Source organism: Streptomyces sp. NPDC052016, from assembly GCF_044548445.1.
Classification (GTDB): domain Bacteria; phylum Actinomycetota; class Actinomycetes; order Streptomycetales; family Streptomycetaceae; genus Streptomyces.
Genome location: NZ_JBIUBX010000021.1, coordinates 82,281 through 103,866, shown reverse-complemented (window position 1 = coordinate 103,866; position 21,586 = coordinate 82,281). Strand labels below are relative to the sequence as shown.

14 protein-coding genes are annotated in these 21,586 nt (G+C 71.2%); 3 read left to right on the top strand and 11 right to left on the bottom strand.

Annotation, left to right across the window (positions count from 1 at the left end; genetic code table 11):
* Nucleotides 1-82: 82 nt before the first annotated feature.
* The 3 genes from ACIHAR_RS25545 to ACIHAR_RS25535 form a co-directional block, all read right to left on the bottom strand.
* The gene (locus tag ACIHAR_RS25545) at nt 83-1,675 is read right to left on the bottom strand and encodes a cation acetate symporter (protein ID WP_365458838.1); all 1,593 of its coding nucleotides are present in this window, start codon (nt 1,673-1,675) and stop codon (nt 83-85) included.
* The gene (locus ACIHAR_RS25540; RefSeq protein ID WP_365458841.1) at nt 1,672-2,229 is read right to left on the bottom strand and encodes a DUF485 domain-containing protein; all 558 of its coding nucleotides are present in this window, start codon (nt 2,227-2,229) and stop codon (nt 1,672-1,674) included. Before ACIHAR_RS25540 ends, ACIHAR_RS25545 begins: the two co-directional genes overlap by 4 nt.
* Before the next feature lie 357 nt (nt 2,230-2,586).
* Nucleotides 2,587-4,710, bottom strand: a complete 2,124-nt coding sequence (locus tag ACIHAR_RS25535) for a type IIA DNA topoisomerase subunit B (protein ID WP_388755942.1) — start codon at nt 4,708-4,710, stop codon at nt 2,587-2,589.
* 443 nt (nt 4,711-5,153) lie between these two features.
* Here ACIHAR_RS25535 and ACIHAR_RS25530 point away from each other — a divergent pair, with 443 nt between their 5' ends.
* On the top strand, nt 5,154-5,384 hold the full coding sequence (locus ACIHAR_RS25530) for a hypothetical protein (RefSeq protein ID WP_365458847.1): 231 nt from the start codon (nt 5,154-5,156) through the stop codon (nt 5,382-5,384).
* A 113-nt stretch (nt 5,385-5,497) separates the two neighbouring features.
* Here ACIHAR_RS25530 and ACIHAR_RS25525 read toward each other — a convergent pair whose 3' ends face one another.
* The 7 genes from ACIHAR_RS25525 to ACIHAR_RS25495 form a co-directional block, all read right to left on the bottom strand.
* Entirely contained in the window at nt 5,498-6,349 is an 852-nt protein-coding gene (locus ACIHAR_RS25525; protein WP_365458850.1) for a serine protease, read from the bottom strand.
* Between the two features lie 136 nt (nt 6,350-6,485).
* Complete coding sequence (locus tag ACIHAR_RS25520) at nt 6,486-8,030, bottom strand: RNA polymerase sigma factor (protein WP_365458853.1); 1,545 nt, start codon at nt 8,028-8,030, stop codon at nt 6,486-6,488.
* Nucleotides 8,031-8,460: 430 nt separating this feature from the next.
* Nucleotides 8,461-9,348 (bottom strand): FCD domain-containing protein, encoded by an 888-nt coding sequence (locus tag ACIHAR_RS25515; RefSeq protein WP_365458856.1) that lies wholly within the window; start codon nt 9,346-9,348, stop codon nt 8,461-8,463.
* Between the two features lie 162 nt (nt 9,349-9,510).
* On the bottom strand, nt 9,511-11,784 hold the full coding sequence (locus tag ACIHAR_RS25510; protein ID WP_400022065.1) for an ATP-binding cassette domain-containing protein: 2,274 nt from the start codon (nt 11,782-11,784) through the stop codon (nt 9,511-9,513).
* Between the two features lie 274 nt (nt 11,785-12,058).
* Nucleotides 12,059-12,817 carry an NUDIX domain-containing protein gene (locus ACIHAR_RS25505; RefSeq protein ID WP_388755950.1) on the bottom strand — a complete coding sequence of 253 codons (759 nt, stop codon included), beginning with the start codon at nt 12,815-12,817 and terminating at the stop codon, nt 12,059-12,061.
* A gap of 131 nt (nt 12,818-12,948) precedes the next feature.
* Nucleotides 12,949-14,868 carry a glycogen debranching N-terminal domain-containing protein gene (locus ACIHAR_RS25500; protein WP_400022063.1) on the bottom strand — a complete coding sequence of 640 codons (1,920 nt, stop codon included), beginning with the start codon at nt 14,866-14,868 and terminating at the stop codon, nt 12,949-12,951.
* 701 nt (nt 14,869-15,569) lie between these two features.
* Entirely contained in the window at nt 15,570-17,312 is a 1,743-nt protein-coding gene (locus ACIHAR_RS25495) for a DUF4192 domain-containing protein (protein ID WP_400022061.1), read from the bottom strand.
* 175 nt (nt 17,313-17,487) lie between these two features.
* On the opposite strand from ACIHAR_RS25495, the gene ACIHAR_RS25490 reads away from it, so the two are divergent.
* A complete protein-coding gene (locus ACIHAR_RS25490) occupies nt 17,488-19,653 on the top strand; it encodes a RecQ family ATP-dependent DNA helicase (protein WP_400022059.1) in 2,166 nt (721 codons plus the stop codon).
* Nucleotides 19,654-19,972: 319 nt separating this feature from the next.
* A complete protein-coding gene (locus ACIHAR_RS25485) occupies nt 19,973-20,593 on the top strand; it encodes a hypothetical protein (RefSeq protein WP_365458874.1) in 621 nt (206 codons plus the stop codon).
* 311 nt (nt 20,594-20,904) lie between these two features.
* Here ACIHAR_RS25485 and ACIHAR_RS25480 read toward each other — a convergent pair whose 3' ends face one another.
* Nucleotides 20,905-21,543 carry a hypothetical protein gene (locus ACIHAR_RS25480; RefSeq protein ID WP_365458877.1) on the bottom strand — a complete coding sequence of 213 codons (639 nt, stop codon included), beginning with the start codon at nt 21,541-21,543 and terminating at the stop codon, nt 20,905-20,907.
* Between the last annotated feature and the right edge of the window lie 43 nt (nt 21,544-21,586).

The following is a 21,586-nucleotide window of genomic DNA, read 5'->3' as shown; positions in this document are numbered from 1 at the left end:
TGAGGACACGCTTCAATGGACCGGTAAGGGCCGCCGCCCACCGCTTGCCGCCCCATGCAGTACGACGACGAGGCACCGCCTGCTAAACGGCTCCCGCCCCCGTCAGCGCCCGCACCTCGGTCTCCGCGTGCTTGGCCTCGTCGGGCACCTCGGCCGAGGTGACGGTGCCGAGCCAGCCCGCGAGGAAGCCCAGCGGGATGGAGACCAGGCCGGGGTTCTGCAGCGGGAACCACTGGAAGTCGAGGCCGGGAAAGAGCGACTGGGGGCTGCCCGACACCACCGGCGACAGCAGGACCAGCACCAGCGCCGGAACCAGTCCGCCGTACACCGACCACACGGCGCCCCGGGTGGTGAAGCCCCGCCAGAACAGTGAATAGAGCAGGACGGGAAGGTTCGCGGACGCGGCGACGGCGAAGGCGAGCCCCACGAGGAAGGCCACGTTGAGGTCGCGGGCCAGCAGACCGAGGCCGATGGCGACCACGCCGATCCCGGCGGCGGCGATCCGCGCCACCGCCACCTCTCTGCGCGGCTCGGCGTGCCTGCGCCGCAGGGAGGCGTACAGATCGTGGGCCACCGACGCCGAGGAGGCGAGCGTGACCCCGGCGACCACCGCGAGGATCGTGGCGAAGGCGATGGCCGCCACGAGCGCGAAAAGAACGGCTCCTCCCGTGGAGCCGGCTCCTCCGCCGAGGTCGAGCGCCAGGAGCGGAACCGCCGTGTTCCCTGCCGCGTTCGACCTGCGTACCGCGTCCGTACCGACGATCGCCGCCGCGCCGAAGCCGAGGACGATCGTCATCAGGTAGAAGCCGCCGATGAGCCCGATCGACCACACGACCGAACGCCGGGCGGCCCGCGCGGTCGGCACGGTGTAGAAGCGGGACAGGATGTGCGGCAGCCCGGCCGTGCCCAGCACCAGGGCGAGTCCCAGGCTCATGAAGTCCAAGCGCGCGGTCCAGTCACCACCGTACTTGAGCCCCGGTGCGAGGAACGCGGCGCCGTGTCCGCTGCGTTCCGCCGCCGTGAGCAGCAGCCGGTCGAAGTCACCCTGGAATCGCGCCAGGACGAGCACGGTGAGCGCGACGGTTCCGCCGAGCAGCAGTACCGCCTTGACGATCTGGATCCATGTGGTGGCCCGCATCCCTCCCAACGACACGTAGATCACCATGAGGGCCCCGACCCCGATGACGGTCCAGGCCTGGGCCGCCTCGCCGGTCCTCCCGAGGAGCAGCGCGACCAGGCTTCCCGCACCCACCATCTGCGCCACCAGATAGAGAACGGACACGGCGACCGAGGAGGTTCCCGCCGCGATCCGCACCGGCCGCTCGGTCATCCGCGTGGCCACCACGTCGGCGAGCGTGAACCGTCCGCAGTTGCGCACCAGTTCGGCGACGAGGAACAGCACCACCAGCCAGGCCACCAGAAAGCCGACCGAGTACAGCAGCCCGTCGTAGCCGAAGAGCGCGATGAGCCCGGAGATGCCGAGGAAGGAGGCGGCCGACATGTAGTCCCCCGCGATGGCAAAACCATTCTCCATCGGGGAGAAGAGCCGCCCACCGGCATAGAACTCCTCCGCCGAGCCATGCCGCTTCCGGCTCACCCACGTCGTGATCCCGAGGGTGACGGCGATGAAGGTGCTGAACAACAGCAACGCCAGCGTCTGATGGTCACCGGTCACGACGCACCACCTCGCGCCTCACGCGTCAGTTCCTGTGTCTCCCAGCGCACTTCGAGCGCCGCCCGGTCCCTGCGCAGCCGTGCGTGCCGGGAGTAGGCCCAGGTGAGCAGGAACGTGCTGAGGAACTGCCCGAGCCCCGCGAGCATCGCCACGTTCACCGCACCGGCCACCGGTCGTGCCATGAACCCGGGCGCGGTCGTCGCGGTCACGACGTAGCCCACGTACCAGGCGAAGAAACCGATGACCGCCGGAACCACGAAGCGCCGATACCGACTGCGCACCTCCTGGAAGGCCTCACTGCGCTGCACCTGGAGGTAGATCTGGGCCGCCGCCACGGCCCCGTCCTGCCGCGCGCGTGCCGCCGGCACCTCGGCCACGGGAGCGCTCAGGGTGCTCGACTCGCCCCAGCCAGAGGCGAGAGCGTCGTACCACGGATCCTCGTACCGCACGCTTGCCGAGGCCGGCGCGTACGCCGGTTCGTGGTCCTGTCCGGGGTCGCCCGAACTCTCGGAACCGTCCCCGCTGCCACGGGCACGGCCATTGCTTGACTGCATGCCCAAGGATGGACGGAACGGGAAGATCCGTGACTCTTCTTCCCCGCCCTCTTCACCCCATCAGGTGACCGAGGACCCCGTTACCCCGTCGGCGGTCGCACCGGCCCTTCCCGTACGCGTCACGCACCGCCTGGGCATGCCCCTTGATCCCTGCCTCGGCCAACAGGCCGGCTTGCGGGATTGCTCAAGCCCGCGAGCCAACCCACGCACCCGGGCGAGGCCCCCGCGGCAGCCTCATACGGCAGCCCGACGGCCCAGGCCCCGCCGAGGGGCCCGCCCAGGTCGAGGTCCGGGACCAGGGAGGCCGGAGGGGCCCAGGCCGAGACCGAAGCCCAGGCCAAGGCCGATGCCCAGCACCTACGCGTCGATGCGCGACCTGTCCAGCGTCGCGGCGGAGCTGGAGATGAACTCCTTGCGAGGTGCCACGTCGTTGCCCATGAGGAGGTCGAACACCTGCTCCGCCGCCTCCAGGTCGGAGAGGTTGATGCGGCGCAGGGTGCGGTGGCGCGGGTCCATCGTCGTCTCGGCCAGCTGGTCGGCGTCCATCTCGCCCAGGCCCTTGTAGCGCTGGATCGAGTCCTTGTACCGGATCCCCTTGGTCTGGAACTCCATGAGGGTGTCGCGCAGCTCACGGTCCGAGTACGTGTAGACGTACTTGTCCTGGCCCTTCTTGGGCTGGACGAGCTCGATGCGGTGCAGCGGCGGCACGGCGGCGAACACGCGGCCGGCCTCCACCATGGGCCGCATGTAGCGCTGGAACAGCGTCAGCAGCAGGCAGCGGATGTGGGAACCGTCCACATCGGCGTCGGTCATCATGATGATCTTGCCGTAGCGGGCCGCGTCGATGTCGAAGGTCCGGCCCGAACCAGCCCCTATGACCTGGATGATCGCGCCGCACTCGGCGTTCTTGAGCATGTCGGTCACGGAGGACTTCTGGACGTTGAGGATCTTGCCGCGGATGGGCAGCAGCGCCTGGAACTCGGAGTTCCGGGCGAGCTTCGCCGTACCCAGCGCGGAGTCGCCCTCGACGATGAACAGCTCGCTGCGGTCGACGTCGTCACTGCGGCAGTCGGCCAGCTTGGCGGGCAGGGACGAGGATTCCAGGGCCGTCTTCCGGCGCTGCGCGTCCTTGTGCTGACGTGCGGCGATACGGGTGCGCGCGGCGGCGACCGCCTTCTCCATGACGACGCGCGCCTGGGCCGCGGCGTCCCGCTTCGTGGACGTCAGGAACGCCTTGAGTTCCCTGGAGATCACGGTGTTCACGATCCGGCGGGCCGCGGAGGTTCCGAGGACCTCCTTCGTCTGGCCTTCGAACTGCGGCTCGGCGAGTCGGACGGTGACGACGGCGGTCAGGCCCTCCAGCGCGTCGTCCTTGACGATGTCGTCCTCGGCGACGCGCAGAAGCTTCTTCGCGCGCAGGACCTCGTTCATCGTCTTGGTGACGGCCTGCTCGAAGCCGGCCACGTGCGTGCCGCCCTTGGGCGTGGCGATGATGTTGACGAACGACCGCAGGGTCGTGTCGTATCCCGTCCCCCAGCGCAGCGCCACGTCGACGCCGAGTTCGCGGGTGACCTCGGTGGGGGTCATCTGGCCGTGGTCGTCCAGGACGGGGACCGTCTCCTTGAAGGTGCCCTGCCCCGTGAAGCGGAGCACGTCGCAGACGGGCTTGTCGGTGGCCAGGTACTCACAGAACTCGCTGATGCCACCGTCGAAGCGGAAGGACTCCTCGCCCTTGCTGCCGCCCTCGCCGAGGCCGTACTCGTCGCGGACGACGATGGTCAGGCCGGGCACCAGGAACGCGGTCTGGCGCGCGCGCTGGTGCAGGGTCTCCAGGGAGAGCTTGGCGTCCTTGAGGAAGATCTGGCGGTCGGCCCAGTACCGCACGCGCGTACCGGTGCGGGTCTTGGGGATCTTCTTGGCCTTGCGCAGGCCCCCCTTGGCCTCGAACTTGGCGTCCGGTCCGTCTGCCCCGAACGCCCCGGGGACACCGCGGCGGAAGCTGATCGCGTGCGTGTGCCCGCTGCGGTCCACCTCGACGTCCAGGCGGGCCGACAACGCGTTCACCACGGAGGCGCCGACGCCGTGCAGACCGCCGGAGGCGGCGTACGAGCCGCCTCCGAACTTGCCGCCGGCGTGCAGCTTGGTCATGACGACCTCGATGCCGGACAGGCCGGTCTTCGGCTCGACGTCGACGGGAATGCCCCGGCCGTTGTCGCGCACCTCCACCGATGCGTCGTCGTGGAGGATCACCTCGATGTGGTCGCAGTAACCACCGAGGGCCTCGTCGACGGAGTTGTCGATGATCTCCCAGAGGCAGTGCATCAGACCGCGGCTGTCGGTCGAGCCGATGTACATACCCGGGCGCTTGCGCACGGCCTCGAGGCCCTCGAGGACGAGCAGGTGCCGCGCGGTGTAGTTGGAACCGTCCCGGTCTGCTCCTGCCAGCAGCGCTGTGGACGGCACGGACGTATCGGCGGTCACGCGGTTCGCTCCTCGCTGAATTTCAGATGGGCCCTAGTGGGGAAGGGCGCGGCTTCGGTCGCCGCCAAGAGGGTACCGAGGCCTGGTAGAGCCGTTGTAACGCCACCCTCAGTCTGAACGCAGACTAGCCCAGAGTCGTATGAGTGTTCGATCCCTCGATGGAGTGAAGTACATATCACGTTCCCTTCGAGGCATGAACCATTTAGGCTCCGGGCACGTCCTCCTGAACAAACCGGCAACCCAGCCGGGAGGACGGATCCATGACCGACAGCGCGAAACCGTAAGACGCGACAGATACGCAATACGGCACATTCGCCGCCAAACCGGCAGCAGACGGCCGCCTCGGAAGATTTTTTCGAGGAGAAGCCACGAGCGGGAACGTTTTGGGGCTGGTTGGATGTTGACCCTGGTACGACAGCTCGTCGAGCTAGAGAAGAGGCGACGTGACTACTGTTCTGACCCCCGCGAGCCCGCTGACGGCCGCTGACCGCTGCGACCGCTGCGGCGCACAGGCGTACGTGCGCGTTGTGCTGCTCAGCGGCGGAGAACTGCTCTTCTGCGCCCACCACGGCCGCAAGTTCGAGCCGGAACTCAAGAAGATCGCCGCTGAGATACAGGACGAGACGGAGCGGCTGACGGCCGTTCCCGCCATCGCCTCCGAAGAGGAGCGCTGACCCTTCGCGTTCCACGACGAGCAGATCCGGCACAGGCCGGCACGCGGGCGGCCGCCCCTGATTACCAGGGGCGGCCGCCCGCACTCGTCAGGCGAAGGACGCCACCCACCCCATCAGTCAGTCGTGCGCGGGTCCCGGGAGCCGCTCTCCCAGCGAAGCGCTCGGAGGATCTCCGACACACGCGTGTAGACGCCCGGGCTCCCCGCCCGCCCGCAGCCGCTCCCCCAGGACACCAGCCCGATCAGCCGGCCGCGCGCCACCAGAGGTCCCCCGCTGTCGCCCTGGCAGGCGTCACGGCCGCCCTCCACCTCGCCGGCGCACATCATGGTCTGCGCCCGGTACGTGCCGTCGACAGGCCCGGGATACGCCACCTCGCAGTGGCTGTCGGGCAGCACATGGATGCGAGCGGCTCGCAGGCTGCGGGCGTAGGAACCGATCCCGACGGTGTCGCCCCAGCCGTAGACCACGGCCTCCGTTCCGGGCTCGTATGCCGGATCGCCCGCCGCGGCCATGCCGATGACCGAGGACTGCGGCAGTGCCTCGGTGAGCTTGAGCACAGCGAAGTCCCCCGAGTTGGTGGAAGTGTCGTAGGCCGGATTCACCCAGACCTCACTGACGGGGATCTCCAGGCCCGTGTCCGAATAGAGGTCCGTGCGGCCCGCGACGACCTTCAGGTCGGTCGTCCGCGGCGATCCGACGACTTCCTCGCCCATGCAGTGGGCTGCCGTGAGCACGGTGGACGGGCCGACCACCACGCCTCCGCAGAACTGCCCCGACCGTATACCGCCGAACCGGTCACGACTGGACAGGGCGACGGTCCAAGGGGTGGTGGAGACATCGACCGGGAAACCCCCCACGACGACTCCGTCCGAGGCCGCAGGAGCCGCGGAGGCCAGTGGTATCGCCATGGCCACGGCCGCCAGTACCAACGGCCGGGCCAGCACCCGGGCAAAGGGACGACGCATGCATGCTCCTCACTCTGGAGTGATCGATGGACACCCAGAGTGAGGCAGTCGTTGGCGCCGCGCACCCGCGCCCACATGCCGAAGGCCCGGCTCCCTGGAGGGGGCCGGGCCTTCGGCGTCGTCCTTCGGCAGGACCTCAGTCCAGGTAGTCGCGCAGCACCTGCGAACGCGACGGGTGGCGCAGCTTCGACATGGTCTTGGACTCGATCTGGCGGATGCGCTCGCGCGTGACGCCGTACACCTTGCCGATCTCGTCGAGGGTCTTCGGCTGACCGTCGGTGAGACCGAAGCGCATGGAGACGACGCCCGCCTCGCGCTCCGACAGGGTGTCCAGGACGGAGTGCAGCTGCTCCTGCAGGAGCGTGAAGCTGACCGCGTCGGCCGGGACGACGGCCTCGGAGTCCTCGATGAGGTCACCGAACTCGCTGTCGCCGTCCTCGCCCAGCGGGGTGTGCAGCGAGATGGGCTCGCGGCCGTACTTCTGGACCTCGATGACCTTCTCGGGGGTCATGTCGAGTTCCTTGGCCAGTTCCTCCGGGGTGGGCTCGCGGCCCAGGTCCTGGAGCATCTGGCGCTGCACGCGCGCGAGCTTGTTGATGACCTCGACCATGTGCACCGGGATACGGATGGTGCGGGCCTGGTCGGCCATCGCGCGGGTGATCGCCTGCCGGATCCACCAGGTGGCGTACGTGGAGAACTTGTAGCCCTTGGTGTAGTCGAACTTCTCGACCGCGCGGATCAGACCGAGGTTGCCCTCCTGGATGAGGTCCAGGAAGAGCATGCCGCGGCCGGTGTAGCGCTTGGCCAGGGAGACCACCAGGCGGAGGTTGGCCTCCAGGAGGTGGTTCTTGGCGCGGCGGCCGTCCTCGGCGATGATCTCCAGCTCGCGCTTGAGCTTCGGGGCGAGCTTGTCGGCGTTGGACAGCTTGTCCTCGGCGAACAGGCCGGCCTCGATGCGCTTGGCGAGCTCGACCTCCTGCTCGGCGTTGAGCAGGGGGACCTTGCCGATCTGCTTGAGGTAGTCCTTGACCGGGTCGGCGGTGGCACCGGCCGCGGCGACCTGCTGCGCGGGGGCGTCGTCCTCGTCCTCGTCGGAGAGCACGAAGCCGGCGCTCTCGGCGCCCTCGGGCTCGTCGCCCGCCTTGGGCGCCTCCTCCAGGACCTCGTCCTCGAGGAGCTCGACGTCGTCCTTCTTGGCGGTGGTCTTCTTGGCTGCCGTCTTCTTGGCGGGGGCGGCCTTCTTCACGGCCGCCTTCTTGGCGGTCGTCTTCTTGGCAGCCGCCTTCTTCGCGGGGGCTGCTTCTTCTGCGGGGTCGTCCACAACGGGTGCGGCCGGGGCCGCTGCCGGGGTGGTGGCGGTGGCCTTCCTGGTGGTCACCGTCTTCGCCGCGACCGTCTTGGTGGCGGTGCGCTTGGCCGGACTCTTCGCTGCGACGCTCTTACGGGTGCGCTTGGGCTCCGCGGCACTGACCATCAGCGTCACACCCTCTTCCTCGAGGATCTGGTTGAGGCTGCGCAGTACGTTCTTCCACTGAGTGGCCGGAATCTGGTCAGCTTCGAAGGCCCGACGCACATCGTCGCCGGCGATCTGCCCCTCAGCCTTTCCCCGCTCAATGAGCGCCATGACAGAGACGGACTCGGCGATCTCCGGCGGGAGCGTACGGGATGTGCTGGCCGACACGAACAACCTCTCGGAACGTTGGAAAACGGCTTCCGGCCCCGTCCACAGCGGACAGGAGCCGACCACCGGCCTGGGGATGGGCCGACGGTGCGGGCGGGGGCCGGGAAGTTCCACAGCGCCTTGAACGGCGTCCGTATTCCTTCCGCGGCTGTCACCTCTTAGGTCATCGCGTTGTTTCCACGAGCGTTACGCCTAATCTTCGTGGCCCGAGTCACACCCCGTAAGCGCTCAAAAACGGTCAGACGCGGGCAGATACGGTTACTACCCGCGACGTCTACCCCTGCCATGGCGACCCAACCAGCCTTGTTGTGCCGTCGGACCCCGCAGGCCCGGGATTCGGGCACTGCGGGGTCCGACGGGAGGGCGGGGCACGACGGCCGGGGGATGAAGGAGGAAGGACATCCCCGACCGCACCGCCCGCGGGTGTGGGCTAGTGCTCGCGCGGCGCCGGAACGACGCGCTCCACCTCGGGATGGACGGTGAGCAGTTGACGCATGGCCGCTTCCGCGCCTGCACCGTCACCCGCGCCGAGGGCGTCGACGATCCTGCCGTGGTGCGCCAGGGACGCCTCGTTCGGCCGGTCGCAGCCCGTGACAGGCCCACCGGACACCTGCAGGGCGGCCGACACGATCCCGGAAAGGTGCTCCAGCATGCGATTGCCGGCGATCTGGATGAGCAGTGAGTGGAACTCGGCGTCGGCGCGGGAGTAGGTGAGCGTGTCACCCTGTCCCACCGCGTGCCCCATGATCTCGACCATGTCGGCCAGCCGCTGCTGGACGTCCTCGCGCCCGTGCCCGGCGGCGAGACGGGCGGCGAGCGGTTCGATCGTCCATCGCAGCTCGCTCAGCTCGCGCCGCTGATCGTCGCGCTGCGGGCCGAAGGCCCGCCACTCGATGATGTCCGGGTCGAGAAGATTCCAGTCGCTCACGGGCCGCACGCGCGTGCCGACGTTCGGGCGCGCGCTGACCAGGCCCTTGGCCTCCAGGACGCGGAGCGACTCACGGACGACGGTGCGGGAGACCTCGAAGCGCTGGCCGATCTCCTCGGGGACCAGCGGGCGATCGGCGCCCAGATCGCCGGAAACGATCATCTGACCCAGCTGCTGAACGAGTTGGCCGTGCAGTCCGCGTCCGCGGCTGCCCGCGGCACGTCGGCCCACACGGCCCAGCTCGGGGTCCGCGCCCTCCCAGACGGGAGTTCCGACGCGGTCGGCGGCAGGGGCCTCGGCGTAGGGGTAGCGGTCGAGTTCGCCCGGGCCGGACAGACCGGAGTCGGCGGAGCGGGCGGCGGTCATCATGGTGTGCGCAAGGGTACTCACGGATCCTTTGTCGGCGCGGCTTCCAACTCCCTTGAGGTCTTTGGTGAAAAGCACACGAAAGGGTGATCGCTCACCCCGTCGCAATTGACGCCTTATCGGAAAGAAATGGGCTTTCTGCGGGGAGTTGCGCACACGCTGAGACCGGATGCGTACGGACAGTTGTCATCGCACCCTGCTTCGCAGGGTCGTGAGCAGATACGCGCCCAGCAGTGCGGCCAGGGACAAGGCCAGCGCACCGCCCACAGGTTGGGCGATCACGCGGAGCGCGGCGGCCAGATAACGCTCTCCCCCGAAGGGCCACTGCATCAGGAACACCTCGCGCAACCGCGTCGAGACCTCGCCCGCCGTCGTCCGCACGGAAGCACTCTCCACGGCCTTCTGTACGAGAGGCACGGCGAGCACCGGGACGGCGACGACCGCGGCGAGCCCGGCCGTGGTGGACCGGAAGACGCCCGCCGCCAGCACGCCGGCCCACGCGCAGCCGATCACGAGTGCGATCCAACTCGCGCTCAGCTGGAGCCAGTCCGCGGGAACCTTCGCGAAGTCCGGTCCGTAGACGAGATAGAGCACTTCGGCGTCGCAGCCCACGGTGAGGAAAGCCAGCATCACGGCGGTGACCGCGGTGACGAGGAGCTTCGCGGCCAGCAGTCCCAGCCTGCGGGGGACGGTGCCACGGTCCGCGGCGAGGGCCGGGTGGCGGAACTCGTCACCGTAGGCGAGCGCACCGACCAGCCCCGCACCGAGCGCGGCCGGGGGCAGCGGCAGCTCCACCGGCCAGGCCGCCAGGAGTCGCGGGTGTGAGGTGTGGCCGGCGCGCGCCAGGAGGAGGGCGCTGACGGCGGAGACGAGCAGCACGACGGCCGTGGTGAGGAAACCGGTGCTGATACCGGCGGCGCGCCGGAGTTCGTAGCGGAGGGGACGAAGGGGGCTGGGGGCGGGGCGGACGGAGATCGGGGGCGGCAGGGCGGGCAGGACTTCGAGGGTTCGCGCCGAGGCGGGATGGTGGGTTTCCCCGGCCGAGGGCCGGGTGACCCGGGTCGGAACCGCCTCCGCAGACGGCTGGGCGTCGGCGGAGACGGCCGCGGGCGCGGCCTGCCCGGAGGCGGGCTGCGGTTCACCGGGGGGCGGCGACTGCGTTGGGTCGGTGGCCGTGGGCCGGTCCTCGCCGACGGCAGCAGGCGATGTCGCGTCGGCAGTGGGTGCTGCCGGGGCTGCGGCGGGTGATGCCGCGGCTACGGTGGGGCGGGGTTCGGCGGGGCCGGTTCGGGTCGGGCGGCTTTCGGTGGCGGAGGGGCGTTCTTCCGTGGCGGTGGGGACGACGGCCGTGCAGCGGTTGCCCGGGGCCGGCCCGTCGACAGCCGATGCGGAGGGCTGTGTCCTGGCCTCGTCCTGGGACGCCCGTGTGCCGCCGGACGATCGGTCCGTCGACTGGTGAGGCACCGAGGAGGGGCGTCGCTCGGTGTCCGTCGAGCGGGCCGCGCCGACGACGATGACTTCCCGGGTAGTGCTCGGCTCGCGGCTGTCCTCCCCGGCCTCCATACCCCCCTCTCCGCCGGCTCCGGGCCCCATGTCACCCACCTCGTCGGCGAGTTGGTGGACGAGAATGTTGTTCCGGAACGCCGTCTCGCCCACGGCAGCGCAAGTACTGCCGTAGACGGAGAGCCGGTTGCCGCCCTCCTGAACCACCTCTACGGAACGTCGGGCGGTGCGGGCCTCCTTGGTGAGCAGCGCGGCGAGACGGGCGGCATGGGGGCTGCGGACGGCGACCCGAGGGCGCAGCCGGGTACGGGCGAAGTCAGCGACCTCCTGGTCGGCGACGAGTCTGCCGCCGTCGAGGGTGACGACCCGGTCGGCCGTGCGCGTGGCCTCCTTGGGGTCGGCCGTGGTGGACAGGACCGTGCCCCCTTGTGACGCGTGCGCGCGCAGCATGCCGTGCAGCCAACGGCTTTCGCGTTCGGAGAGCCCGTCGGCCGGGTCGTCGAGCACGAGGGTGTGCGGGTCGGCGAGAAGGGCGCAGGCCAGCCCCAGCCGGCGGTCCATGCCACGCGAGAGCGTGCCGAGGCGTTCCTCGCGCAGGCTGACGAGGCCGACCACCTCGAGGACCTCGTCGGCACGCCGGACCGGCACGCCTGCGGCGGCGCACAGCATGCGCAGGTGGCCGCGGACGGTGCGGGCGGGATGCCCCGGCACGTCGCCCAGGAGAACGCCGACCTCGCGCGAGGGGTGGGCGATGCGGTGCAAGGGGCGTCCCCTGAAGTAGGTGAGGCCACGGCCCTGTTGGAGTTCGAGCATGAGCCTCAGCGCCGTGGTCTTGCCCGCCCCTGGCGCGCCGAGCAGCACGGTGACGCTACCGGCGCGCGCTTCGAAGGAGACATCGTCGAGGGCGGGCGGAAGCTCCTTGCGGGGATTGCTGGTCAGTCCGAAGGCCTGGATCACCCTGAGCAAGATAGCGTGCTATGTCCGTTTTTTCCGGTATCGCACGCCTGGAAGCGCGCGAGGCGATCAACATGTACGCGTGTTGGCGCGTCGACCCGGAAGACACTGAGGCTCTGACGCGCCATCAGACAAGGCGTCCAGGGCTGCGATGGCGCGTCGGAGGCACGGGCGACCGGGCGCGACGAGCCGTGTCGGCGACGCGACCAACACGCCGTCCGCGGCAGCGGGCAACCTGCGTCCGGCAGCCGGTATCAGCGCTCGGGGCGCGACGGCCTCACACCTCGGGTCGCAGCATCGGCGGATTGAGCAGGGTCGCGCCTCCGGCGCGGAAGAGCTGGGCAGGGCGACCGCCCTGCCGCGTGGTGGTGCCGCCCGTGGGAACCAGGAAGCCCGGGGTGCCCGTCACCTTGCGATGGAAGTTGCGCGGATCCAGCGCCACGCCCCACACCGCTTCGTAGACGCGGCGCAGCTCTCCGACGGTGAACTCGCTGGGACAGAACGCCGTCGCCAAAGACGAGTACTCGATCTTGGAACGGGCGCGCTCCACCCCGTCCGCGAGGATCTGGGCGTGGTCGAAGGCGAGCGGTGCGACCGGTTCGCCGTCACGGCCGTAGCCGCCCTGCTGCAGCAGTTCCTCGACCGGTGCCCAGCGCGCGTTGCTCGCGTCGCCGCCGGCGCGCGGAGCGGGCAGGTCGGGGGCGAGCGCCAGGTGGGCGACGCTGACGACACGCATGCGTGGGTCACGCTTCGGGTCGCCGTAGGTGGCCAGCTGTTCCAGGTGGGCGCCGTTGTCCTGGACCGGGACGGACGGGTCGTGGGCGCGCAGCCCCGTCTCCTCGGCCAGCTCGCGCGCCGCGGCCTGGGAGAGGTCCTCGTCGGCCCGCACGAAACCGCCCGGAAGGGCCCACCGTCCTTGGAACGGCGGCTCTCCCCTGCGCACCGCCAACGCGCACAGGGCGTGGCGGCGCACGGTCAGCACGACCAGGTCCACGGTGACGGCGAAGGGCGGAAAGGCTGACGGGTCGTAGGGCATGCGGCGATCATAGTCGTCTTCCTGACGATAAACACTCCCTTCGTCGGTCGCTTCGGTGGCTGATCGACTCCCGTCCGGCGCAGCCGTCACCGCGCCGATCCGGCTCCGGACCGGATCCACGTCATTCCAGGTCACGCTCCCAACTGCAATCCGTCGGCCGCTTCCTCGACCATGGCGAGTCCGAGCCGGCTGACCCGTACCGAGAACGGGGCGCCCGCGACCCGCAGTCCCGTCAGGCCGATCTCACCGAGGGGTGCGCTGCGCAGGGGGCGCAGGGTGACGGTCCCCGCCGGGGCGTCGGGGCGGATGCCTGCCAGGCTGGTCAGCAACAGGACTCCGGCGGCGGCCGCGGTGGCGGCGGGGCGGCAGGCGGCCGGGTGGGGCAGCGGAGCGCTGCCCTCGGTGCGCTGTTCCCCGGCGTACATCTCGGGAAGGCGATGGTCGAAGGCCTCGGCGGCCGCCAGCACGCCGCGCGCCAGTGAACCGGCCTCCTTCTCGTAGCCCGCGGCTGCCAGACCCGCGACGGCGATCGCCGTCTCGTGGACCCGCACAGCACCGCTGCGGTGACCGAACGGGTTGTGGCCGGCCTCCTTCGTGCTCAGCCCGCGCAGCCCCCAGCCCGAGTCCATGATCGGGCTGCCGAGGAGCCGGGCGAGCTGCTCGGTCTGCACCATGTCCAGCAGGCCGGGGGCGTGCCCGCCGCCGCCCAGCAGGCCGGTGTCCAGCAGGTGCGCGGCGGTGGCGCCCAGGTGCGTCACCGGCCGCCCGTCCGGGGTGCGCGCAGCGGCGGGCCGACCGCCGCCCGGATCGTCGATCCAGAAGTCCTGCCGGAACGCGGTCCGCAGCGTCCGTGCCCAGTCACGCAGCCCGTCTCCGCCCGGCCTGCCGCACGCGTCGAGGAGGTCGGCACCGAGCAGTGCCGCGCGATGGGCCTGTGCCTGCGTCTCGCAACGGACCGGACCGCCGGGTTGGGGATCCGGCAGGTAGGCGCCCTCCCCCACAGCGGCCAGCAGCCAGGCCAGGCAGCGCTCGGCCGCCGGCAGCAGTTCCTCCGTCTCGTGGTCGGGCAGTCCCCAGCGGCGGGCCTCCGCGAGGAGCACCGGGAACAGCAGGGTGGCCTCCGTGCCCGTGCAGCCCGGCGGGAGGTGCGCACCCGCGTCCCGCCGCGGGCCGGGGATCAGGCCGGCCCGCGGCCCCTGACCCGTGACCTGGGTGCGGGCCAGGCTGCGGAGCGTGCCTGCGGCGAGCCGGGTGCCGAGGGGCAGCGTCATGCGGGCGGCGGCCAGCGCCTCGGCCGGGGCCAGACCGCAGCGCCACGGTGCTCCTGCCGCGAGGTGTGTGTCCGCGGGATGGTCGGGGTCGCGTACCAGCAGGGCGCCCAGGTCGTCGATGCTCGTACGCAACAACAGGGGGATGCGCGGGTCGTCCCCCGTGGCCCGGGCGGGAGACAGGGGACTCGTCGCGGCACGGCCCACGGCGCGGACCGGGCCCGCGCCGTCGAGGTGGACTCTCAGCTCCACCGTGACGCTTCCGCCGGGTGGCACGTCGAAGTCCCAGCGCAGAAGTCCGGCGGAGGCGAGCGCGTCGGCGGGCGCGGGCTCGGCCGTGACGTACGCGGTACCGGCGGCACAGGACCAGCGCAGGCCGGAGTCCTGGACGCTGGCGGGCAGTTCCGGGCCCACGGCGCCGGCTGCGATGGCTCCGAGGTCGGCGAAATCGGTGCCGAGGGCCACCTCCATCGGCAGGCGGAGCGGTCGCGTGGCGGCGCTGCGCAGCGTGATCCGCTCGGTGCCGTCGGCGGAGCGGGTCCGCTCGACCATGACGTCCGGGTCCGGGCCTCCGTGCGGGGTGGCCCGCAGGGCGCCTACGAAACGGGCCCGGTCGGCCGAGGTCATGCGGGCCTGGACCACGAGCGGCTCGCGTCCGGCCACCCGCACCTGGCATCGGGACAGGACGCGCCGCCCCGCCCGGAAGAAGCCCTCCAGTCCCTGTCCGGTCAGCTGCCCCTGCTCCGTGGAGATGGCGAGACCTGGCAGAGCGATACAGATCATCGCCGTGTGGGCGGGCGGCAGGTCGGTGGAGCGTCGCTGAGCCCCCGGGGCCGGTGGTGCCGTGCCTCGCGACGGGGCGATGACAGGACCACGGGTGCTTCCGGCCTGCGGGAACGGATAAGGACCGTGACGCCCCTGATCTGTGGGTGGGTCCGGCTGCACCTGCGGACCGGTGGGGGGCGCCACACGCCATGTGTCGTTGCTCCGCGGAGACACGGTCCCGTGGTGGCCGGGCCCGTCCGCGGACGGCAGGTCGGCGCATTGCCCGGTGAAGGACGCGAACCTGTCGGGGGCGGCACGTTCGTCGGTGGCTGAGGGCGGAGTCGGCTGATGCATGGGTGACTTCTCTGCTCTCTGTGCGCCTCGGACTGGTCGACGAAGGCGGACGGCTCCGGCGGGGCGGGTGCGCTGCGACGACTCGCCCCGTGCAGGCGTTCCGCCACTCAGGTGAACGGATCGGGACTCCGCCAGGTCACGCCTTGAGGCGGAGGGCCCCACCGAACGGCGGCGTGGGTGGTGATGTCCGGCAGTCGCCCACCGGGCCGGCAGAGCCGCCTTCCGTCGCCCCACCCGTCCTGGAGGGGGCGCGGGCGCGGCATCGCAGAACCGCGTCGCGTCAGGGCAACCGCGTCGCCGCAGGGGGGCTGCCGACAGCCGCCCGCACGACGGCGTCGCCCGGCGCACCAGCGAAGGGCTCACGCTCACCCTTTCTCCCTGGTCTCGCCGCCGTCGGACTGCGCGCCGTCCGCGCAGTCGCGTCGGCGCCGCGCGGTGGGCTTGTCCGCCGCGTGCGTTCGCGGGCGCGACGCGCCCCGTCCGGCCGCGACGGGGCGCGTGCCACGAGGCGCTGTACGGGAACGCGGCGCGTCGGCTCGCGGCTCATGTCCCTGGCCCGCCTCCGCTCGCGGGAGGCTTCCGACGGCCCCCGCGGAGCGCGGGCGGCGACGCCGACGACCCGTCGCCGGTACGGGCGCCGACTCGGTCTGCGTCGAGGCCGCACTCCGCGGGCCTGGGTCCGCGACAGACTTCGCAAGGTCGGGACGGTCGACGATGTGAGGTCCGACAGGGTCACCGCCCCTGTCGCCTCCGTCAGCTCCGTCGGGCCATACGGCGCCCTCCGCGCCGGTGCGCGCCTCCACATCCGCGTCGCTCCGGTCCGCGGGGAAGCAGTCGGCGCGCGCCTCGGCCCTTCGCCCGCGTCCCTCGCGCTCGGCGCGCAGGCAGCGTCGGACCGATTCCGGGTCGAGCCCCTCGTTGCACGCCTGGTGCAGGAGGCGCGCGAACAGGTAGCCGGGGTCCGCACCCAGGGCCATGGCGAGGGCCTCCCTGGCCTCCAGTTCGTCGCCGCTGGACCAGGCGACCCACCCGGCGAGCGTGAGAGGCGCCGCCGCGTGTTCTCCGTAGGGTCCGACGCACCGGCGTGCCAACGCGCGCCAGAGTCGCAGGGCGGGTGCTGCCTCGTCCCCCTCCATCCACTCGGCCGCGCGATCGCGCGTCGCACGGTCCTGCAGACCGAGGATGAGAGCCGCGGCTTCGTCGGGTGCGAGCAGCTCGTCATCTCGGTCGTCCGCCAGGAGGGCCCCGGTCACGGGCGGTGCCTCGGCGAAACGACCCATGACCTGTCCGGCCAGTGCGACGGTCTCCTCCGCCACGGCCGCGCGGCTCTCGGCGTCCAGGATCCTGGGGACCAGCGCCATGCTGGCCGTGTCGAGCGCGACCTCCTGTTCCAGCGCCGCGCCGGTCTCCAGAGGGAGCAGACGGGCACGCAACTCCCGCAGAGTGCCCCGCACCTGGATTCCGGCGTAGGTCGCCGCCGCGGCCAGCACGGAGGTACCGGGGAGACCCATCGGCACACCCTCGACCGGACAACAGCCCTTGCCGGCGCAGCAGTACGACCAGAAACGGCCGTCGGAGATGCACAGGGCCTCGATCACGGGGATGTCAAGCCGACCGCACTCGACCCGCAGGTGCTGGGCCAGGGGCTCCAGCCGTTCCATGACCTGGCGGCCCGTCTCTCCCTTCGCCGGTTCCTGGCAGAGGTAGGCGACCATCTGCGCGGGTCGGGCACCCCTGCGTTCGCTGCCCGTCACCAGTCCCTGCGCCAGTTGCCGGGCCACCGCGCCCCAGTCGTCCGGGTTCGTGGGAATGCCCAGCCGTGCCCGGCCGCCGAACCTGCCGCGTCCGCCCCGGTCGTGCAGGGCGACCAGGACGATGCTGTCCTCGGGCCGGTACCCGAGCAGGTAGGGCAGGGCGTCGGCCAGTTCGGCCGGGGTACGCAAGGTGACCTGGTGTGCGGTGCCCGCGTCGTACGGCGGTCGTCCCTCGTACGGGACATGCCCCTCGAACGAGGCCCGGGCGTCGCCCGACGGACGTCCGTCACGTCCGTCGTCACCGGTGATGTCGCCGTTTTCGAAGGATCCAGTGGTTTCGCTGTGATTCGTCATGCGGAGACGATCTCGCGGATCACCACATTCCGCTTGAGCCTGTGGATAAGTCCGATCAGGGACACGTCACACCTACAGCGGCAGCTGGCCGGACCAGCAGACCGGCCGGACCGGCACACTCACCGGACCGGCCGGCCATGACCGGATTGTCAGTGCGGTCCTGTTGTATGGACGCATGGAGCACACGAGCAACGCGGATCTCCGGGCCGACGCCGATGCCGTTCTGGCCCGCCTCGTCGGCGACGCCACCGGCACGGCCCGACTGCGTGACGACCAGTGGCGGGCGATCGAGGCGCTGGTTGCCGAGCGGCGCCGGGCCCTGGTCGTCCAGCGCACGGGCTGGGGCAAGTCCGCGGTGTACTTCGTGGCCACCTCGCTGCTGAGAGCGCGCGGCTCGGGGCCCACCGTGATCGTCTCGCCCCTGCTCGCCCTCATGCGCAACCAGGTGGAGGCCGCGGCCCGGGCCGGTATCCACGCGCGGACCATCAACTCCTCGAACACCGAAGAATGGGAAACGGTCCGCGCCGAGATCGCCGCGGGCGAGGTCGACGTCCTCCTGGTCAGCCCTGAACGACTCAACAACCCGGACTTCCGTGACCAGGTCCTGCCCGAGCTCGCCGCCACGACCGGGCTGCTCGTGGTCGACGAGGCCCACTGCATCTCCGACTGGGGTCACGACTTCCGTCCCGACTACCGTCGGCTGCGGACCATGCTCACCGACCTCCCCCGGGGTGTCCCCGTGCTCGCGACCACCGCGACCGCCAACGCCCGGGTGACCGCCGACGTCGCAGAGCAGCTCGGAACCGGGGGCACCTCGGACGCCCTGGTCCTGCGCGGCCCGCTCGACCGCGAGAGCCTCACCCTGGGTGTGCTGCGGCTTCCGGACGCGGCACACCGGATGGCCTGGCTCGCCGAGCACCTCGACGAGCTGCCGGGCTCCGGCATCATCTACACGCTCACCGTGTCCGCCGCCGAAGAGGTCAGCGCGTTTCTGCGTCAGCGCGGGCACGCCGTCGCCTCCTACACGGGCAGGACGGAGAACGCCGACCGGCAGCAAGCCGAGGACGACCTGCTCGCCAACAAGGTGAAGGCCCTGGTCGCCACGTCCGCCCTCGGGATGGGGTTCGACAAGCCCGACCTGGGCTTCGTCGTGCACCTCGGCTCGCCCTCGTCACCCATCGCCTACTACCAGCAGGTGGGCCGCGCCGGACGTGGTGTCGAGCACGCGGAGGTGCTCCTGCTGCCGGGGAAGGAGGACGAGGCGATCTGGGAGTACTTCGCGTCGCTCGCCTTCCCCTCGGAGGAGCTCGTGCGGCGCACGCTCGACGTCCTCGCCCGCGCGAGCGGACCCGTGTCGTTGCCCGCGCTGGAGCCGCTGGTGGAGCTGCGCCGCTCCCGCCTGGAGACCATGCTGAAGGTGCTGGACGTCGACGGGGCAGTCAAGCGGGTCAAGGGCGGCTGGATCGCGACCGGACAGCCCTGGACGTACGAGGCGGAGCGGTACGACTGGGTGGCGCGGCAGCGCAAGTCGGAGCAGGACGCGATGCGCCAGTACGTGTCGACGACCGGATGCCGCATGGAGTTCCTGCAGCGCCAGCTTGACGACGAAGGGGCCAAACCCTGCGGACGCTGCGACAACTGCGCGGGGGCGCGCCACAGTACCGAGACGTCCACGACGGCGTTGAACGCCGCGCGCGTCGACCTCGGTCGTGCGGGTGTCGAGGTGGAACCGCGCCGCATGTGGCCGACCGGCCTTCCCGCGATCGGCGTGGAGCTCAAGGGGCGCATCCCGGCGGGTGAACAGGCGTCGACCGGGAGAGCCTTGGGGCGTCTGTCGGACATCGGCTGGGGGAATCGGCTCCGCCCGATGCTGACTGCCCAGGCCCCCGACGAACCCGTCCCGGACGACGTGACGAAGGCGGTGGTGGGTGTGCTGGCCGACTGGGCCAAGGGACCCGGTGGCTGGGCCTCGGGAGCGGACGACGCGGGGCCCCGCCCGGTCGGCGTGGTCACCATCGCCTCACGCACCCGCCCGCAGCTGATCCACTCGTTGGGCGCGCGCATCGCGGACATCGGCCGGCTGCCGATGCTGGGCACCGTCGAGTACACCGGTGCTTCCTCCCCCATTCCACGGAGCAACAGCGCCCAGCGCCTCAAGGCGCTGGACGGGATGCTGCAGGTACCGCCCGCGCTCGCTTCCGCGCTGTCCGAGGCCCGCGGCCCGGTGCTCCTCGTGGACGACTACACCGAGACGGGGTGGACCCTCGCGGTCGCGGCACGGATGCTCCGACGCGCGGGCGCGCAGGGAGTGTTGCCCCTGGTGCTGGCCGTTCAGGGCTGACCTGTGGTGCGGCCCGCTGGAAGGTCGGCTCGCCGCATGTCGGCCGCGTTGCCGGGAACACGGTCCACACAGCGGGTGAACGAGGCGTGTACGACGAACACACGCGTCACCGCATCACCAATGGGTAGGGATATAAGACACGGGCCGACATATAACGGTCGGCGGCCCCAATTGCTCGTTGCCGCATCCAAGTTCGACAGGAAGAATTGAGTTCCGCTCCCCCGCATGGCCCGTCCGTGGTCCGGTAGGGCTTTGCCGTGGTGTGCGCTCCCCCCGAACCGACCCGCCCGCAGTGTGGGCCGTAGCCGAAGGGAGGCTCGTGACCTTCGGATTCGCTCCGTCCTCAGCGGCATCATTGTCGACGTCCACGTCCGCCGCTTCCGCCAACCGCTTGCTCGAGCCTGCCGAGTGGGCCGCGGCAGGCATCCCGCTGCTGCGCAGTCCGCGAGAGGTCGTCAGCGGGCTGCACGCGCGTCATCGGCCCAGACCGTCCACCGCTGTCGTGGCCGTGCTCGATCCCGACGAGAGGTTGCTGGCCAGCGCCTCGTTTTCCCGGCGCCAGGCGTCGGCCGACGGCTGGATGTTCCGGAACGCGTTGCTCGCCCAGCTGCGTCGCGTCATCCCGCACGACTTGCGTCGCCGCACTCCGGTACGCACCGCCGTGCTGCTCTACTGCCGTGAGGGCGACGCGCGTTGGACGGAGGAGGACGGCGCCTGGATGTGGGGCCTGCGTGACGCCTGCACCTTGCACGGGCTGCGCTGCGGGGCGTACATCACGCTGACCCGGGACGGATGGCAGGTCCTCGGCGAGGGGCGCGGAGGCCGCCGCCCCCACGCGGACTCGCCTCCGGAGCCCTTCGCGCTGTCCGAGGCACCGCCGCCGCTGCCCAGAACCGGCGGCGCCGCATCCGAGGTTCTGCGCCGGGCAGCCGCCCGCTGAGGGACACCACCCGAGCACGTATTCCGACGAAACGACCCGCCGGCCAGGGGCGAGCGATGCTTCGGACGCCCGCAACCCGACGCACAACATCGGCACGTGGGCCCGCCGCGTCTTCGGCGGCGCGTACGACAGCCCTCTGCCGGAGCGCTCGGGTGGGGCCTCCTGCCGCGCGGCCTCGGAGTGCACGCCGTCGGGCACGCCGAGGTGCGCGCGCCGAGACTCCCGTCGTCCGCGCACGCCAAGACCCCCGTGGAGGTATCGCAGCCGCGACGCCTCCCCAAGCCCGGTGTTCCCCGATGACCGGGACCGGCTCAGACGCCCGCGCCCAGCACCCCGTTGATCTGCTGCGGGTCACCGCAGACGATCAGCAAGGCACCCGCCCGCTTGTGGGCCAAGGGCAGCGCCGTGGCCGCAGCGGCTGCGGAACCACCGTTGACGGCGACCACGACCACGGGACGGACGCCTGCTCGGTCCGCGACGGCGGCGTCCGCGTAGAAGACGTCGTCCCCCGCGTCGTGCTGCGCCCAGTAGGACGCGTCACCGAAGGACAGCTCGTGGGCGGCCCAGGGGTGCTGCTCGCCGGTGGTGATCACCAGCACGTCACCCGGGGCGCGGCCCGAGTCCAGAAGCAGGTCCACGGCCTCCTCGGCCGCGTCCAGCGCACCCTCGGCCGAGGCCGGGATCAGCTGGACCTGCGGAGTCGCGGCGGCCGGTGCCGGAACGGCAGGGGCGGCCGGGGCCGCGGGCCCGGGCTTGGCGGCGACGTCACGCGATGCGCGTTGCACCGGCGGCGCGGGACGGACGGGACCAGGACGACCGGGGCGCGACGGCGCCGCCGGACGGGGACCGGGTACGGGTCGAGGGGTCGGCGCGGTGCGGCCGCTGGCCGGAGTGGCGCGGGGACCCTGGGCACTCTCGTGAATCTGAGGCTCCTCGGGAATGAGAGGCATGAGGTGTTATTTATCAAACGTTGGTGCGGCTCGCGCCAGCGGG